Source organism: Exiguobacterium sp. s140, from assembly GCF_018617035.1.
In the GTDB taxonomy this organism is placed as follows: domain Bacteria; phylum Bacillota; class Bacilli; order Exiguobacteriales; family Exiguobacteriaceae; genus Exiguobacterium; species Exiguobacterium profundum.
The window spans coordinates 86506-103588 of sequence record NZ_JACSJK010000001.1 but is presented as its reverse complement, the minus strand read 5'-3'; the positions used below and the strand labels follow the sequence as shown (position 1 = coordinate 103588).

Annotated in this window: 14 protein-coding genes; 3 read left to right on the top strand and 11 right to left on the bottom strand. The window is 50.6% G+C overall.

Going from position 1 to position 17083, the window contains the following annotated elements:
• Nucleotides 1–31 precede the first annotated feature (31 nt).
• The 8 genes from KNO61_RS00590 to hprK all read right to left on the bottom strand — a co-directional run bounded on the left by KNO61_RS00590 (nt 32) and on the right by hprK (nt 7691).
• Entirely contained in the window at nt 32–1027 is a 996-nt protein-coding gene (locus KNO61_RS00590; protein ID WP_214872483.1) for a gluconeogenesis factor YvcK family protein, read from the bottom strand.
• A gap of 1 nt (nt 1028) precedes the next feature.
• Nucleotides 1029–1901: an RNase adapter RapZ gene (gene rapZ, locus KNO61_RS00585; protein ID WP_147538029.1), complete on the bottom strand. Its 873-nt coding sequence runs from the start codon at nt 1899–1901 to the stop codon at nt 1029–1031.
• Nucleotides 1902–2021: 120 nt separating this feature from the next.
• Nucleotides 2022–2975: a thioredoxin-disulfide reductase gene (gene trxB / locus KNO61_RS00580; protein WP_078147309.1), complete on the bottom strand. Its 954-nt coding sequence runs from the start codon at nt 2973–2975 to the stop codon at nt 2022–2024.
• A 68-nt stretch (nt 2976–3043) separates the two neighbouring features.
• On the bottom strand, nt 3044–4516 hold the full coding sequence (locus KNO61_RS00575) for a tetratricopeptide repeat protein (RefSeq protein ID WP_214872481.1): 1473 nt from the start codon (nt 4514–4516) through the stop codon (nt 3044–3046).
• A gap of 293 nt (nt 4517–4809) precedes the next feature.
• Nucleotides 4810–5292, bottom strand: coding sequence for an acyltransferase (locus KNO61_RS00570; RefSeq protein WP_214816104.1), 483 nt, complete (start codon nt 5290–5292; stop codon nt 4810–4812).
• Nucleotides 5285–5935: a pyrophosphatase PpaX gene (ppaX, locus tag KNO61_RS00565; protein WP_214872479.1), complete on the bottom strand. Its 651-nt coding sequence runs from the start codon at nt 5933–5935 to the stop codon at nt 5285–5287. Before ppaX ends, KNO61_RS00570 begins: the two co-directional genes overlap by 8 nt.
• Complete coding sequence (lgt, locus tag KNO61_RS00560) at nt 5935–6753, bottom strand: prolipoprotein diacylglyceryl transferase (RefSeq protein ID WP_074036274.1); 819 nt, start codon at nt 6751–6753, stop codon at nt 5935–5937. The genes ppaX and lgt overlap by 1 nt, the downstream gene beginning before the upstream one ends.
• Nucleotides 6754–6755: 2 nt before the next feature.
• Nucleotides 6756–7691 (bottom strand): HPr(Ser) kinase/phosphatase, encoded by a 936-nt coding sequence (hprK, locus tag KNO61_RS00555; RefSeq protein ID WP_214687188.1) that lies wholly within the window; start codon nt 7689–7691, stop codon nt 6756–6758.
• Between the two features lie 148 nt (nt 7692–7839).
• On the opposite strand from hprK, the gene KNO61_RS00550 reads away from it, so the two are divergent.
• A complete protein-coding gene (locus tag KNO61_RS00550; protein WP_214730414.1) occupies nt 7840–8196 on the top strand; it encodes a hypothetical protein in 357 nt (118 codons plus the stop codon).
• 36 nt (nt 8197–8232) lie between these two features.
• Here the strand turns inward: KNO61_RS00550 and KNO61_RS00545 are convergent, their stop codons facing one another.
• From KNO61_RS00545 to uvrB, 3 genes are all read right to left on the bottom strand, one after another.
• The gene (locus KNO61_RS00545) at nt 8233–9402 is read right to left on the bottom strand and encodes a DUF4097 family beta strand repeat-containing protein (protein ID WP_214730413.1); all 1170 of its coding nucleotides are present in this window, start codon (nt 9400–9402) and stop codon (nt 8233–8235) included.
• Between the two features lie 65 nt (nt 9403–9467).
• Entirely contained in the window at nt 9468–12341 is a 2874-nt protein-coding gene (gene uvrA / locus KNO61_RS00540; RefSeq protein WP_214730412.1) for an excinuclease ABC subunit UvrA, read from the bottom strand.
• Nucleotides 12342–14312 carry an excinuclease ABC subunit UvrB gene (gene uvrB / locus KNO61_RS00535; RefSeq protein ID WP_214683870.1) on the bottom strand — a complete coding sequence of 657 codons (1971 nt, stop codon included), beginning with the start codon at nt 14310–14312 and terminating at the stop codon, nt 12342–12344.
• Between the two features lie 462 nt (nt 14313–14774).
• Here uvrB and KNO61_RS00530 point away from each other — a divergent pair, with 462 nt between their 5' ends.
• Together KNO61_RS00530 and glpK are read left to right on the top strand one after the other, a co-directional pair.
• Nucleotides 14775–15482, top strand: coding sequence for an MIP/aquaporin family protein (locus KNO61_RS00530; RefSeq protein WP_047795079.1), 708 nt, complete (start codon nt 14775–14777; stop codon nt 15480–15482).
• 28 nt (nt 15483–15510) lie between these two features.
• Complete coding sequence (gene glpK / locus KNO61_RS00525; RefSeq protein WP_078147317.1) at nt 15511–17028, top strand: glycerol kinase GlpK; 1518 nt, start codon at nt 15511–15513, stop codon at nt 17026–17028.
• The last annotated feature ends 55 nt before the right edge of the window (nt 17029–17083 follow it).

Here is a 17083-nt window from a genome sequence, read left to right as displayed (position 1 = left end):
GTCCCCCTCCTTTCTGTCTTTCCAACAATCTTTATTTCAGTTCCAATTCTTGAAACGAACGTGGCTTCTTGATACGGAGCACCCGCTGCATGACGAGTCCGGCGATGGCGTCGGAATCATGACGGATATAATCCCGGTTATAGTCGACGATGTCCCCAGCGAGAACGTTCGTCCCATAGTTTCGGAGTTTCTTCCGATCGAAGCGGACCTCTTCCGATCCGTCCTCACGGTAACGCTCCAAATACGCTTCTTCAATCGGTTCGTTGTTGACGACAATCGTGTCAATCGATGCCTTACCAAGGTACGACTCGATGACTTTCAAATGCTTCATCGCGTCATAGCCTTTCGTCTCACCTGATTGCGTCATCACGTTACAAATATAGACGACCGGGACTTTCGAGCGGATGATGGCTTCCCGCACCGCCGGGATGAGCAGGTTCGGGATGATACTCGTATACAGGCTTCCTGGACCGAGCACGATGACATCTGCCTCTTCAATCGCTTCGACGACGCCCGGGGCCGGCTCAATGCCTTCCTCGAGTAAAAACATCCGTTTGATCGGTTGCTCATAAAGGGGGATTTTGGATTCCCCTTGAACGATGGTTCCGTCCTCAAACTCGGCTGCGAGGGTCATGAGCGTCTCAGTCACCGGCAATACTTTTCCTTGTGCGTTCAAGAGCTGTGACATGACATCGATCGCTTTGACAAACGAGCCTTCGCAGATGTGGGTCGCCGCCGTGAGCATCAAGTTTCCAAGGGAATGCCCTTCTAAACCAAATCCCGTATCGAAGCGGTATTGTAAAATCTTATCCATTAACGGTTCGACTTCCGACAATGCCAAGATGACATTACGGATATCACCCGGAGGCAACATATGAAACTCGTCACGAAGACGTCCCGAGCTCCCCCCGTCGTCCCCGACGGTGACGATTGCCGTGATATCGAGTGGATAATGTTTCAACCCACGAACGAGAGTGGACAATCCTGTCCCTCCCCCGATAGCGACTACTTTCCGATCTCGTCTCATGTCACTTCTCCTTCGTCGCGTGAGCGAGGTCGCGGTGGACCGTCTTCACATTATAACGTTCAGCAAAATGCTCCGACACTTTCTCAGCGAAGGTAATCGACCGATGCTTCCCACCGGTACAACCGAACGCCACGACGACTTGCGTCTTGCCTTCCCGTTTATACTGCGGAAGGAGGAACTCGAGCATGTCGATCAACTTCTTATAGAACGCTCGCGCTTCCGGGTGCGACATGACGTACTCCTGTACTTCTGTCGTCTGACCCGTGAGCGGACGGAGCTCAGGGATATAGAATGGGTTCGTGATGAAGCGAACATCGAACAACAAGTCGATATCGAGCGGCACCCCATGTTTGAAACCGAACGACATGAAGTTGACTGTGAACGGGATCCGTTCTTCGTTGAACTGTTGGAGGATGCGGTCCTTCAACATCTGTGGCTTCAAGTCGCTCGTATCATACAACGTGTGGGCCCGGTCACGGAATCCTTCTAACAGTTCGCGCTCCATCTTGATGCCGACAAGTGGCGCATCTTCCGGTGCGAGCGGATGGGACCGTCGCGTCTCTTTATAACGGCGAACGAGCACGTCGTCCCGCGTCTCTAAATACAACAGGTGCGGATGCACATTCTTTTTTTCCAAATCGTCGATGACGATGAATAAGCTATCGATAAAGTCTCGTGTCCGTGTATCGATGGCGACCGCGATTTTCGGTCGGACCGAGCTGATGACATCAATCAATTGTGGTAAGAGCACCGGTGGCAAGTTGTCGACACAAAAATAGCCGAGGTCCTCGAAACTATTCATGGCGACCGACTTTCCAGCCCCGCTCATCCCACTGATGATGATCAATTCTTCTAATCCTTTAAAGTCTTCCATCTCGCTGACGCCCCCTTAAAATTGACAACCGAGCCGTGTGTGTAGCTCTCTCCATCTAGTATAACGAACGTCCGAAAAAAAGAGAAGGACCGCGGTTCCCCGCAGTCCTACCTTCTTGAATCATGCGTTTTGTTCTTGCAACGATTCGAGGAGTCCCTCGATGAAGTGTTGAGCATTCTGAGCGGCAATCGACCCGTCGTTCGTCGCTGTGACGACTTGACGAAGCGTTTTCTCGCGAACGTCGCCGGCCGCGAAAATCCCTGGGATGTTCGTTTCCATCGCCTCGTTCGTGACGATGTATCCTTGCTCGTTCGTGATGCCGAGGTCTTGGACGAACCCGGTGATCGGGTTCATGCCGATATAGATGAAGACGCCGTCGATCTCGTGGTCTGTCTCAGTCCCGTCAATTGTGCTGACAAGACGAGCCCCACCGACTTTCCCGTCTTTCTCTGTGATTTCTTTCAACGTGTGGTTCCAAATGAAATCGATCTTCTCATTGTCGAACGCACGTTTTTGAAGAATCTTCTGAGCGCGAAGCTCATCGCGACGGTGAACGATCGTCACCTTGTTCGCAAAGCGTGTCAAGAAGACACCTTCTTCAACAGCCGAGTCGCCACCGCCGATGACGAACAAATCTTTCCCTTTGAAGAACGCTCCGTCACATACCGCACAGTACGATACTCCACGGCCACCGAGTTCTTCTTCTCCCGGTACGCCGATTTTCTTATACTGAGCACCAGAGGCGAGGATGATTGCACGTGCTTTATAGTCACGGTTGTGCGCATGCACGATTTTATATTGTGTTTCATCCGAGATGCTTTGCACGTCCCCATATGCATACTCCGCACCGAACGCTTTCGAATGGTCGAACATTTTTTGAGACAAGTCAGGACCAAGGATGCTGTCATAGCCCGGATAGTTCTCGATGTCTTCCGTGTTGGCCATCTGACCACCTGGAATCCCGCGTTCAATCATAAGTGTTGAAAGGTTCGCACGTGAAGCATATAGCGCAGCGGTCATTCCGGCAGGACCGGCACCGATGATAATGACGTCATAAATTTTTTCTTCTGTCATGTTGATTCCACCTCTGCAAGAAATTGATTGCCTTTAGTATAAGAAACCTGTAAGGGTATCGTCTATCTTTATGCTTGTTCGAGTGTCCGTTTGAACGAACGGACCGTCTCTGTCAACGTGTCGACCGAGAGATGGAAGGCGTTCGCACAATTTTCGAGAATCAATGCGTCCCGTTTCGTATAAAACATCCAGACGAGCGCAGCGGCCGATGCCGTTACGTCCATGAATGATTCATCAGACAACAGAAGCGTCGCGAAACGTTCATAGAAGTCGCCCTCTAGGCTCATCCGTTCCGCTTCTGATACATGTGCTTCAGCCAAGACGAGCGCATCAAACGCACGCTTGATCCGGACGTCTCCTTTGAACGGTTGCTGACAAAGGTCGGCACGACACATCTCTGCGAACGCACGGACCGTCCCGTTTTCCGTCACCGCATTCGTGAGCGCAAGCGCTTCGAACGCTTCGTCATCTTTTAAATTGGCGATGATTCGGATAATCTCGATTCGAGCCAAGTCGCTCTCTTGACGCAATCCTTGGACGAGCGCCGAACGAAATTCGAGGTTTTCTCGAATGTCGAAGCTTTGTTTCTCTTCAAACTGTTTCATCTCTTCATTGTTCAAGTAGGTGGCTGCCTCTTCAAGTCGTCCTGTCTTATAGGCAGACACGCTGAGCCAATGCCCAAACAATGGGTCCCCACGGAATCCGCGGTCTTTCAATAGACGCAGTTCTTCATATGCACGGTCGTAATGTCCGACAAGCGCGAGTGTCGTCGCCAATTTATAACGTAAGTCAAATTGGAGTGGACGGACACGTGTGAGCGGTGTCGACAACTGAAGGGCCACTTCCGATTGACCCGCTTCATGGAGCAAGAGAATCGTGTTCAAGATTGCATGCAAGTTGCCTGGATTTTGGTCGAGCACGTATTCGAGCGTCCGGAATGCCGCTTGGTCATCACCAAGGTAAAAACTGACGACCGACAGATTGTTGTATGCTGGCCAAAACGATGGATATTGACCGATGAGACGCTCGAGTGTCGCCTTTGCCGCAAACAATCGTCCTTTATCGATTTGACGCTGCGCTTCCGTATGCCACGTGATCAATTCGTCTTCTTCCTCGTCCTCTAGCTCTTGTTCGAGTTCGATCAGTTCAAGAAGGGATTGCACAGCTTCCGTGAAGTGACCTTTCGTGTCACGGGCGAGATATTCGGATGCATAGTGCGCCGCTTCCTCATATTGAGAGACATAGGCACAGTTGCTTGCTAAGTGATACAGTGCCTCTGTTGCGGTCTCATCGAGCTCTAATACTCGTTTCCACACGTCATTGGCGTGGTAGACCTCCCCTACTTCAAATAACAGTTCTGCGTACTGTTTATGATAGTCGACGCGATGCGTGGCTGCCGCTGTCGCTTCAGCCATGAAAAAAGTCGCTTCATCCAGGTGACCTTCACGTAACGCACGACGACCTCTATAGTAGTGGAGCTCCGCAGCGAGCGGAGATTCTGGTTCGGGTAGCGTCATTACTGCTTCATAGTTCGCTTCCATATTCTAAATCCTCCACATCATCTCTAAATCTTTTTTAGTTGCAGGGATAAGAATACCGCACTCGAACAACGAGGGCAACTGAAAAAGTTAAAAAAAATTGCGACTATATTCCCTCTATAATGAATATTTTTTACTAGGTTCAAAAATTGTTTTTGAACGAAAATATGATAGCTTCATTTCTGTACATTTATCCATGAAAAAGCGGCATCTCTTCAAAAAAAAGTGATACCGCTCAAGTATTATTGATTCTGTACGAACAAAATGCTCATGAAAACATTTTGCGAAAAATTGTGTCAAATATGTGTCAACGATTGAAGCTTTGAACCGATGACCCGCTCTCCTGGTAAGACGTCACGGTGCACGACCGCGCCCGCGCCGATGACGGCACCGTCCCCGATGGTTACCCCTGGCAGGATGGTAACGTTCGCACCGATCAATACGCCATTACCGATGATGACGTCCCCGATCCGATACTCGTCTACGAGATACTCATGACAGAGAATCGTCGAATTGAATCCGATGACCGTATTGCGACCAATCGTGATGCGTTCCGGGAACATGACGTCCGGTGTGACCATGAGAGCAAGGGCACTATATTCTCCGATATTCATCCCGAGGAACGTCTGGTAAAGCCAACGCTTTGCCTTCACCGACGGAAAGTAACGACCGACCAGAACGACCGTCGTGTTTTTGAAGACACGCAGAAAGCGAATCGTCTGATACATTTGCCAAAGCGGATTCGGTCCCTCGATGTGATATCGTGTCGTCTTACGCATGAATACTGACCTCGTCTAGCCACGCCTCGAAATGTTCCATCGAGTCGATGATGACGTCCGGTTCGAGCGATTCGAGGAATGGACGCCCTTTGAGGGCCCAGCCTACAGCGACCGTCTTCGTTCCGGCATTTTTCCCGCTGAAGATATCCGTGTCGTTGTCTCCGACCATGACGGCGCGTTCTGATGACGAGTCGAGTGCTTGTAGTGCACGCTCGACCGGTTCAGCGTGAGGTTTTTCGTTCTCGACATCATCCGCTGTCACGACGACGTCAAATAAGTGGTCGATATTGAACAATCGAAGACCGCGCTCGACTACCGGACGACCTTTCGACGTGACGATGCCCATCTTGTATCCTTTCGCATGAAGGCGATATAGCCCCTCGATGACTCCTGGGTACTCTGCGACGAGTTGGTCATGCATGGCGATGTTGAAGCTCCGATAGAAGGCTTGCATCTCTTTCCATTCCGGCTCGTTGAGTTCACGGAACGACTTTTCGAGCGTCGGTCCGATGAATCGATAAATGTCTTCATCCCGATACGTATGTTCCGGGAAATAATAGTCGAAAGTATGGCGGAAACTCGCGATAATGAGTGGGTTCGTATCGAGTAATGTACCGTCTAAATCAAATAAGATCGTATCCATTAATCAAACAATCCTTTCTCTGATGGGTCGTTGTAACGTTTCGCCTTGCGACGAAGAATCATCGTGACGATACCGAATAGGATCAAGGCGATTGACACCATTTGCGCCGCACGCAAATCTCCGGACATGAGACTGTCCGTACGAAGTCCCTCGATATAGAAGCGACCGATTGAGTACCAGACGAGGTATGACAAGAAGATATAACCACGTCGTGGATTGCCAATCATGCGCCACGCGACGAGAAGGATGACCCCGATGATATTCCATACACTTTCATATAAGAAGGTCGGGATATAATAAGTCCCATCAATGTACATCTGATTGACGATCCAGTCTGGTAGCATGAGCGTATCTTGCAAGAAACTACGCGTCGTCTCGCCACCATGTGCCTCTTGGTTCATAAAGTTTCCCCAACGCCCAATGGCTTGTCCAAGAAGAAGCGATGGCGCCAAGATGTCCGTCACTTTCCAGAACGACATCGACTTTCGCATACAATAGACGATGACGACAAGGAGAGCACCGAAGATGGCTCCATGAATGGCAATCCCACCTTGACGAATGTCGATGATTTGTCCGAGGTTCTCTGAATAATAATCCCATTGGAACGTCACGTAATAAATGCGCGCGAAGACGATGCTGATCGGAATCGACCAGATGACGACATCCACGAGTCGTTCCGAATCATAATTGATACGTTTCGCTTCATATAAGGCGAGGACGAGACCAAGCATCGCCCCAAAGGCGATAATCATGCCGTACCAATAGATTGGCAAAGAGCCAATCTCAAACGCCACACGATCAAATGTCGGTTCTACCATGCTCACAAGTCTCCTTCAGTATCCTGAATCGCGTTCGCGAGACGTTCTGCGAACTCTTCAGCCGTATTGATTCCCATATTTTGCAGACGATAGTTCATCGCTGCGACCTCGATGATGACTGCCAAGTTTCGACCAGGTCGAACGGGGATGGTCAAGAGCGGAACTTCACTGTCGATGATTTTCATCGTATTGTGGTCGAGTCCGACACGGTCGTATACTTTGCCCGCGTCCCAGTTCTCCAAGTTGACGATGAGACTGATCTTTTTATGCGACCGAACCGCACCCGCACCGAACAACGTCATGACGTCGATGATGCCAATCCCACGAATCTCGAGCAGGTGACGAATGAGCTTCGGTGCTGATCCGACGAGGAGATGGTCCCCCGTTTGACGAATCTCGACTGAATCATCGGCGACGAGGCGGTGCCCCCGTTTGACGAGTTCAAGTGCCGTCTCAGATTTCCCGACACCACTCTGGCCCTTGATGAGGACACCAACACCGTAAATATCCACGAGCACACCGTGCATCGCCGTCATCGGTGCTAGTTCCATCTCTAGGAAGTTCGTAATTTGTGATTCGATCGATGTCGTCACCGCATTCGTCCGCATGAGAGGAACGTTTGCTGCTTCCGCCTCTTCTTCGATTTCTTTTGGAATATCGAAGCCACGCGTGATTAAAATTCCTGGCGTCTGTTCCGTACACAAGATTTTAGCTCGTTCACGACGCTTCTCTTCCGAGAGGCTCGCATAGAATGTCAACTCCGTCTTCCCAAGCACTTGCAGGCGGTTTTTGGCATAGTGCGTATAATAGCCAGCAAGGACGAGACCCGGTCGACTCAGGTCGGGTGTTGCGACCGGTCGATGAAGTCCTTCCTCTCCCGCAATCACTTGAAGTTTAAAACGCTCAACGACTTGAGCGGTACGTACGATATTTTGCATCAGTATCTGCCCCTTTCACGCTCATTATTGTATCATAGCTCTTTCTAAGACGGGCTAGGGAAGTGATCAAGAACGTGTCAAAAAATTGTTGAAACCATCCTATTACACCGTTCGTATGTAGGGTATAGGCTAACTAGGAGGTGGAATAATGGGAGGTTTATTCGGAATTGTCATCTTATTTGCGCTAGTGATTGGAATTGGGTCACTCGTTTACATCATCAAATCGTTAATCGATATGTGGAAAGAATATGCTGCGACGAAAAACGAGACGATCTTGCTCTTGTTCATCTTGAACATCATCGGATTCTTCTTGTCCGGAGCGCTCATCTCCATGATTGTCGCCATCATCTTCTATTGGAATCGCTCGAAGTCGATGCGCCTTCTTGGAATCATTCTCTTGATTGCCGGACCGATCCTCTTCATCGTGTTTGCTATCAGCGCCTTCCCTCTGTTTGATACGCAGATGATGGATTGGCAACAGATGGAGTACGAAATGAATCTATAATCAAAAAATCCCGAAGGCTCAGCCTTCGGGATTTGCTTATTGTTGATGGAACGGATTGTTCAAATCGCCCGGGTCGACGGGATCGACCGGGTCAGCCGGTTCTACTTTATCCTCATCAAGGAATGTGGATGGCGTATAGACCGAACCGTGCTCCAAATCGATCGTACCGGTACGCGTCCCCGCCTCGACTTCGATGCGAGGGGTTTGACCACGACCCGACAAGAATTCCAGACGACGCTGTGCGACGTCCTTACGGTCACGGATGATTTCGAGCTCATCGAGCAAGCAATGCAGACCACCGAAGTTCGTCTCGAGCTCCCCTTCGACCTCGACGCCATGTGGTAACACGAGTCGAATGTTTCCGGCGAGTGACGCGAGTTCAAACTTGGCAGGACGAGCTGTCGCCAGTTCCGCGCGGATGTTTCCGTTCCCTGTCTTGAGGGAGGCTTTATCGTACTTCCCACCGACGATGACGGCACCGTTTCCGGTCCGAACGTGAACGAGTTCCGCTTCGACACCTTCTACCTCGACTGTCCCATTACCAGTGTTCAGTAATAGTTCGGATGCATGCACGTCATGGAGCACGACACGCCCGTTTGCGGTTTGCACACGAACGTTCTCGACATCGAGACCATCGGCACGGACTTCGCCGTTCAACGTCTGAACAAGAAGGCGGTTGAAATGGTGGTGCGGGACGTACAGTTCCACGTGGGCTCGGACGAGTTTGTCACGGAGCGAAACGACGAGACGATCACCAATGACAGAGTGCTTGACCGCAGACTGTAACTGTTCGAGCGCCTTATCCGCGTCTTGTTGACGAAGCGGACGACCCGTGACAATCAGTTCACAATCCTCAGCATCAGACGAGACGATCGTCGCCGACGCATTGAACAGATCGAGCGAGATGTCGCTACCTGTGAACGGGAACGACTTTGAATACGTCACTTCCGGACCAAAGTTCGAGCTGAACGAAAAGTCGCTGTCGCGAAGTTTCGTTACGAGCCCCTCCACTGCAGATGTCAGTTTCGTTGTGAGCGATTCAACCGAATAGGCATCGACCTTTTCTGTATCCTGTCGCTCTTCAAGCGCTTGAACCTGTTCCGGTTCGAGTCGCTCGAGACGTTCGAGTTGCGTCATCGCCTCCTCGATTGTCATCTTGCCTTCCTTCACTTGCTGGAGAATCAGTTCACGCATTTCTTGTTTCACGTTCGTTTTCCCCCTTCAATTTGGTTGCACGTCAATTACCTTCCCGTTTCTCACCATTTCTATACTTATTTCTTTTTTCCTGCTTTCGGGTTCACTCGGGCTGCATCTCGTTCGAGAACCGGCTTCAAATACTTACCGGTATACGAGCCTGACACTTCCGCGACTTCTTCTGGTGTCCCCGTTGCGACGATGAGTCCGCCACCATCTCCACCCTCTGGTCCGAGGTCAATCAAATAATCGGCCGACTTGATGACGTCGAGATTGTGCTCGATGACGAGCACCGTGTCCCCGTTCTCGACGAGGCGTTGCAACACTTTCAACAAGCGCGCGATGTCGTCGACGTGAAGACCGGTCGTTGGTTCGTCTAGAATATAAATCGTTTTCCCGGTCGACCGTTTATGAAGTTCCGAAGCGAGTTTGACACGCTGGGCTTCCCCACCCGAAAGTTCCGTCGCCGGCTGACCGAGTTTCATATAGCCAAGACCGACGTCATAAATCGTTTGAATCTTCCGCTTGATTTTCGGAATCTTGTCAAAGAATTCGAGTCCTTCCTCAATCGTCATATCAAGGACGTCTGCGATCGTCTTTCCTTTGTACTTCACTTCGAGCGTTTCACGATTATAGCGTTTCCCGTGACAGACCTCACACGGAACGTAGACGTCAGGAAGGAAGTGCATCTCGATTTTGATGATCCCATCCCCACGACATGCTTCACAGCGCCCGCCTTTAACGTTGAAACTGAAACGTCCCTTCTTATAGCCGCGCATCTTCGCTTCATTCGTCGAGGCGAAGACGTCACGAATATCATCAAAGACACCCGTATACGTGGCGGGGTTCGAACGAGGGGTCCGTCCGATCGGGGATTGGTCGATATCGATGACCTTATCGATATGCTCAAGTCCTTCAATCTTCTTGTGCTTGCCTGGCTTCGCTTTGGCCCGGTTCATATTGTGCGCGAGCGATTTATAGAGAATCTCATTGATGAGGGTCGATTTACCCGATCCCGAGACCCCTGTTACGGCAACGAACATCCCGAGTGGAATGGAAACGTCGACGTCTTTTAGGTTGTTCTCTTCTGCTTTGACGATCTTTAAGAAACGTTCGTCTGGCATCTTCCGTTCAGCCGGAAGTGGGATGAACTTCTTCCCAGCAAGATATTGACCGGTGAGCGAGTTTTTATTTTTCATCAGTTGTTTCGGCGTCCCGGCCGCAATGACCTGTCCGCCATGTTCTCCTGCGCCTGGTCCGATATCAATCAAGTAGTCGGCTTCCATCATCGTGTCCTCGTCATGCTCGACGACGATGAGCGTGTTGCCGATGTCCCGCATCTGTTTGAGGGTCGAAATCAACCGATCGTTATCACGTTGATGAAGACCGATGGATGGTTCGTCAAGGACATACAAGACACCCGTGAGACGAGACCCAATTTGTGTCGCGAGACGAATCCGCTGCGCCTCCCCACCCGAGAGTGTTCCAGCGGCACGAGAGAGCGTCAAGTAGTCGAGACCGACGTTATTCAAAAAACTGAGTCGTTCCCGAATCTCTTGGAGGATGAGACGGGCGATGGCGATCTCTTTCTCGCTCAACTGCTCGTTGAGTCCTTCAAAGAACGCGAGTGCGTTCACGACCGATTTCTCCGTCACTTGCCCGACGTGCTGACCCGTGATCTTGACGGCGAGCGACTCTTCTTTCAAGCGATAGCCGTGACATGTCGGACACGCATGTGTCGCCATGTACATTTCCATCTGCTCACGGATATAGTCGGATGTTGTCTCCCGGTAACGGCGCTCGATGTTACGGAGCACCCCTTCAAAGAAAATGGTATTCGTCCGCACTTGACCGAAGTCGTTCTCGTAGCGGAAGAGGAACGATTCCTCCGAAGACCCGTTCAAGACGAGGTCCTGATCACGTTTTGATAGGCGCTCGAACGGCACGTCCATGTCGATGTTGAAATGCTGGCACATCGCAGCCAACAGTTGCGGATAGTACTGGGAACTTGTCGGTTGCCATGCGGCAATCGCCCCCTCTTTCAACGTCTTCGACGGGTCCGGGATGACGAGTTCTGGGTCGACGTCTAGTTTCGTCCCAAGACCATCACACGTCGGACATGCACCGAATGGCGAGTTGAATGAGAACATCCGAGGTTCGAGTTCGCCGATGGAGAACCCGCAGATCGGACAGGCGTGATGCTCACTGAAGAGAAGCTCGGTGCCATCCATCTTATCGATAATGACACGGCCGTCCGCAAGACGTAATGCCGTCTCGAGTGAGTCGGCGAGGCGCCCTTCGACGTCAGGTCGGACCACGAGGCGGTCGACGACGACTTCAATCGAATGCTTCTTGTTTTTATCGAGCTCGATCTCATCCGTCAATTCAATTGTTTCACCATTGACACGGACACGAACAAATCCTTCTTTTTTCAAGGAGTCGAATACTTTCACGTGCGTCCCTTTTCGACCCGATACGATTGGCGCAAGAATTTGGAGTCGCGTCCGTTCCGGCAATTCCATCACCTGGTCGACCATCTGTGAGATCGTTTGACTCGAGATCTCGATGCCGTGGTTCGGACAGACCGGCTTCCCGATTCGTGCGAACAATAGACGAAGGTAATCATAAATCTCGGTCACCGTCCCGACCGTCGACCGTGGGTTACGACTCGTCGTCTTCTGGTCAATCGAGATGGCCGGACTGAGCCCTTCAATCGTATCGACGTCTGGCTTATCCATCTGTCCGAGGAACTGTCGGGCATATGCGGATAAGCTCTCGACGTAACGACGCTGTCCTTCCGCATAGATCGTATCGAACGCAAGTGACGATTTCCCGGAGCCGGACAAGCCCGTCAAGACGACGAGCTGGTCACGTGGGATATCGATGTCAATATTTTTTAAGTTGTTGACGCGTGCCCCTTTGATGACAATCGCATTTTTCTTTTCAGCCATTTAATTCCCTACCTTCAACTCCAAGATTAAGTCACGCAATTCGGCCGCACGTTCGAACTGGAGGTCGCGCGCCGCTTGCTTCATTTCTTCTTCCAACTTGGCAATCGCCGCCTCGCGTTCGGCCGGCTTCATCGTACTGAGCGATTCGAGTGCTTCCTCTTCCGCCTCGACCGTCGCCCGAATGACCCCTCGGACGTCCTTTCGAATCGTCTGCGGGATGATGCCATGTTCTTCATTATAAGCCTGTTGAATCGACCGACGACGATCCGTCTCTTCGATGGCCCGCGCCATCGAGTCGGTCACCTTGTCCGCGAACAGGATGACGTGTCCGTTCGCATTACGCGCCGCTCGACCAATCGTCTGGATGAGCGAGCGATCCGAACGAAGGAACCCTTCCTTGTCCGCATCGAGGATCGTCACGAGACTGACCTCTGGAATATCGAGACCCTCCCGCAACAAGTTGATCCCGACGAGCACGTCATACTTCCCGAGCCGAAGGTCACGAATGATTTCGATTCGCTCGAGCGTCTTGATCTCGGAGTGCATATAGTTGACCTTGATTCCCGCTTCGCGTAAGTAATCGGATAGGTCCTCTGCCATCTTCTTCGTGAGCGTCGTCACGAGCACGCGCTCGTCGCGCTTGATGCGTTCGCGAATCTGATCCATCAAGTAGTCAATCTGACCTTTGATCGGATGAATCTCGATTGTCGGATCAAGTAACCCGGTCGGACGGATGATCTGCTCAATCATGTTCGGCGTATGTTCGAGTTCGTACGGACCTGGTGTCGCCGAGATGAAAATCGCTTGTGAGACTTTCTTCTCGAACTCATCGAACTTGAGCGGACGGTTATCCTTCGCCGAAGGGAGACGGAAGCCGTGGTCGACGAGCACTTGTTTCCGTGCCTGATCCCCGTTGTACATCCCGCGTACTTGCGGGAGCGTCACGTGCGACTCATCAGCGACGAGTAAGAAGTCTTCTGGGAAGTAATCGAGTAGCGTATACGGAGTCGAGCCTTCTGGCATCAAGTTCAAGTGGCGCGAATAGTTCTCGATTCCTGAACAATACCCCATCTCACGCATCATTTCCAAATCGTAATGCGTTCGTTGCTCGAGTCGTTGCGCTTCTAGGAGCTTCCCTTCTTCGCGGAACTTCTCAAGTTGTTCCTCAAGTTCCGCTTCGATGTTGACGATTGCCTTTTGCAATTTTTCGTCGCGTGTGACGAAGTGGGATGCCGGGAAGATGGCGACGTGATCACGGTCTGCGATGATTTCACCCGTCAACGGATCCATCTCACGGATACGGTCGATCTCGTCTCCGAAGAACTCGATGCGCATGCAGTGTTCGTCACGCGATGCTGGGAAGATCTCGACGACGTCCCCGCGGACACGGAAACGTCCACGCTGGAAATCGATATCGTTTCGTTCATATTGAATGTCGATGAGTTTACGTAACATCTCGTCACGTCCCATCTCTTTCCCGACGCGAAGGCTCAAGACGAGGCTCCGATATTCTTCCGGGTTACCGAGACCATAAATACAGGAGACAGATGCGACGATGATGACGTCATCGCGCTCAAAGAGAGCCGACGTCGCCGAGTGACGCAGCTTATCGATTTCATCATTGATTGAAGCATCCTTCTCAATGAACGTATCCGTCGACGGCACGTACGCTTCCGGTTGATAGTAGTCATAGTAACTGACGAAGTACTCGACCGCGTTGTTCGGGAAGAACTCTTTGAACTCCGAGTAGAGCTGACCGGCGAGCGTCTTGTTATGGGCGAGGACGAGTGTCGGCTTCTTTACTTCTTGAATGACGTTCGAAACGGTAAACGTTTTACCCGTACCCGTTGCACCGAGGAGCGTCTGATACCGGTCACCTCGATTTACACCTTCGACAAGCTGTCGAATCGCTTCAGGCTGGTCGCCTCCTGGTTGAAATTCAGATTGTAATGCAAACGGAATCGATTCCATAAGATACTCCTCACCTTCTCATTTCATAAGTGTCTTGATTATACCATAGACACGAACAAATATTCGCTTATTAGTTTGTAGGTTAATTCATTTTATTTCTTTTTTTCATTCAATCCATTGTTCATTTCTTTTTCCTTTACTGTCTCAAAAGAAACATCTTGTTCCATCCAAATCATCACATCAAGATTTCAACAGAATCACTTTTGTGGCATAAAGCATTGCACTTTTCAGATTGGACTATGTCCCTAGTAAATTGGAATGCTTGAAATATCCGAAAAAACCATCCACTTCGTGAACGTTTCGCTCTGCTTCTTAATTCTTTTGCGAAGTTTACAGCTGTAAATGTGAACATTTGTAGGAAAAAAGTAGGATTTTTAAAAAACACTGTTTTAAAACGCTTACATTTTGGGCATATAATGAAGTGGTAAGTCAAATTGCATAAGGGAGAAAGGGGAGTATCACATGTCAGCATTTGTCAGTGAAATTATTGGTACGATGCTATTGATTCTGCTCGGTAACGGTGTCGTCGCCGGCGTCGTCCTCCGCCATTCCAAAGCGGAAAACTCTGGCTGGATTGTCATCACAATGGGTTGGGGTCTTGCCGTTATGGTCGGGGTCTACGCAGCCGGAATTTACGGAGGCGCTCACATCAACCCTGCCGTCACGATTGGTCTCGCGACAGCAGGCGAATTCCCATGGGCTGATGTCCCACTTTATATCCTCGCTCAGTTTATTGGAGCCATCATCGGGGCATGTTTGGTTTATGTCCACTACAAGCCGCACTATGATGCGACAGACGATCCTGGTTTAAAACTGGCGACGTTCTCGACAGCTCCAGGTATTCGAAGCACGCCGTACAACTTGATTGGTGAGATTATCGGAACATTCGTCCTTGTCTTTGCATTGTTGTCATTCGGGGCAAACACATTCGCAGACGGACTCAATCCACTCATCGTTGGTTTCTTGATTGTATCGATTGGTCTTTCGCTCGGTGGTACGACGGGATATGCGATCAACCCGGCACGTGACCTTGGGCCACGTATCGCACACGCATTCCTTCCAATTAAAGGAAAAGGATCTTCAGATTGGGGTTATTCATGGATCCCGGTCGTCGGTCCGATTATCGGTGCGATTATTGCCGCACTCATCTACGGTATTCTCGTCCCTTAACACATAATTTTGAAGGAGGAAATCACATATGGCGAAAGAAAAACGTTATATTTTAGCATTGGACCAAGGAACGACAAGTTCACGAGCAATCATCTTTGATCATGATGGAAAAATTGTCACAGTCGCACAGCGCGAATTCAAACAATACTTCCCGAAACCAGGCTGGGTCGAGCACAACGCCAATGAGATTTGGGGGTCTGTCCTCGCCGTTATGGCGGAAGCGTTCGGTTCTGCTGATATCGACCCGAATGAGATTGCCGGAATCGGGATCACGAACCAACGTGAAACAGCTGTCGTTTGGGAGAAGGAAACAGGACGCCCTGTCTATAACGCCGTCGTCTGGCAATCCCGTCAAACCGCCGACATCTGTGAAGAGCTGAAAGCAGCCGGTCATTCCGATATGGTCCGCGACAAAACAGGTCTCCTCATCGATGCCTACTTCTCAGGAACGAAAGTCAAATGGATTCTTGACAACGTCGAGGGTGCACGTGAAAAAGCTGAGAACGGCGAACTCCTCTTCGGGACAATCGACACGTGGCTCATCTGGAAACTCTCTGGTGGAAAAGCACACGTAACCGATTACTCGAACGCATCGCGTACACTCATGTACAACATCTACGAGCAGAAGTGGGATGACGAGTTACTCGACATCTTGACAGTGCCAAAATCAATGCTTCCTGAAGTCAAACCGTCAAGTGAAGTCTATGCGAACACGATTCCATACCACTTCTTCGGATTCGAAGTCCCGATTGCCGGAGCTGCAGGTGACCAACAGGCCGCCTTGTTCGGACAAACTTGCTTCGAAAAAGGTGAGGCGAAAAACACGTATGGAACAGGTTGTTTCATGCTCATGAACACGGGAGAAGAAGCCGTCAAATCTGATCACGGTCTCTTGACGACAATCGCTTGGGGCTATAACGGGAAAGTAGAATACGCGCTCGAAGGTTCGATCTTCGTCGCCGGTTCTGCAATCCAGTGGCTCCGTGACGGATTACGAATGTTGAAATCAGCGAAAGACTCAGAACAGTATGCGACACGGATCGAATCAACTGACGGTGTCTACGTCGTTCCTGCCTTCGTCGGTCTCGGTGCCCCGTACTGGAACTCTGACGTCCGTGGTGCCATCTTCGGTCTCACGCGTGGGACAGAGAAAGAACAGATGGTCCGGGCGACAATCGAGTCACTCGCTTACCAGACACGTGACGTCCTCACGTCGATGGAAAATGACTCAGGCATCAACTTGAAGACGCTCCGCGTCGATGGTGGAGCCGTCAGCAACAACTTCCTCATGCAGTTCCAATCGGACATTCTCAACGTCCCGGTCGAACGTCCTGAAGTGAGTGAAACGACTGCACTCGGTGCCGCCTACTTGGCGGGTCTCGCCGTTGGATTCTGGAAAGACCAAGCCGAAGTCAAAGACCAGTGGAAACTCGATAAGAAGTTCGATCCGAACATGGACGAGTCTCACCGTGAAGCCCTATACAAAGGATGGCAACACGCTGTCGAAGCCACAATGGCATTCAAACCTTCAAAACTTGATGTATAAGACGAAAGGGCATCCTTGCAGGTGCCCTTTTTGTATGCAAAAAAGAGTACCCATG

Bases quoted from the DNA above. Each gene is read 5' to 3' on its own strand.
- KNO61_RS00590 (WP_214872483.1), bottom strand. From the start codon at position 1,027: ATGAGACGAGATCGGAAAGTAGTCGCTATCGGGGGAGGGACAGGATTG.
- rapZ (WP_147538029.1), bottom strand. From the start codon at position 1,901: ATGGAAGACTTTAAAGGATTAGAAGAATTGATCATCATCAGTGGGATG.
- trxB (WP_078147309.1), bottom strand. From the start codon at position 2,975: ATGACAGAAGAAAAAATTTATGACGTCATTATCATCGGTGCCGGTCCT.
- KNO61_RS00575 (WP_214872481.1), bottom strand. From the start codon at position 4,516: ATGGAAGCGAACTATGAAGCAGTAATGACGCTACCCGAACCAGAATCT.
- KNO61_RS00570 (WP_214816104.1), bottom strand. From the start codon at position 5,292: ATGCGTAAGACGACACGATATCACATCGAGGGACCGAATCCGCTTTGG.
- ppaX (WP_214872479.1), bottom strand. From the start codon at position 5,935: ATGGATACGATCTTATTTGATTTAGACGGTACATTACTCGATACGAAC.
- lgt (WP_074036274.1), bottom strand. From the start codon at position 6,753: ATGGTAGAACCGACATTTGATCGTGTGGCGTTTGAGATTGGCTCTTTG.
- hprK (WP_214687188.1), bottom strand. From the start codon at position 7,691: ATGCAAAATATCGTACGTACCGCTCAAGTCGTTGAGCGTTTTAAACTT.
- KNO61_RS00550 (WP_214730414.1), top strand. From the start codon at position 7,840: ATGGGAGGTTTATTCGGAATTGTCATCTTATTTGCGCTAGTGATTGGA.
- uvrA (WP_214730412.1), bottom strand. From the start codon at position 12,341: ATGGCTGAAAAGAAAAATGCGATTGTCATCAAAGGGGCACGCGTCAAC.
- uvrB (WP_214683870.1), bottom strand. From the start codon at position 14,312: ATGGAATCGATTCCGTTTGCATTACAATCTGAATTTCAACCAGGAGGC.
- KNO61_RS00530 (WP_047795079.1), top strand. From the start codon at position 14,775: ATGTCAGCATTTGTCAGTGAAATTATTGGTACGATGCTATTGATTCTG.
- glpK (WP_078147317.1), top strand. From the start codon at position 15,511: ATGGCGAAAGAAAAACGTTATATTTTAGCATTGGACCAAGGAACGACA.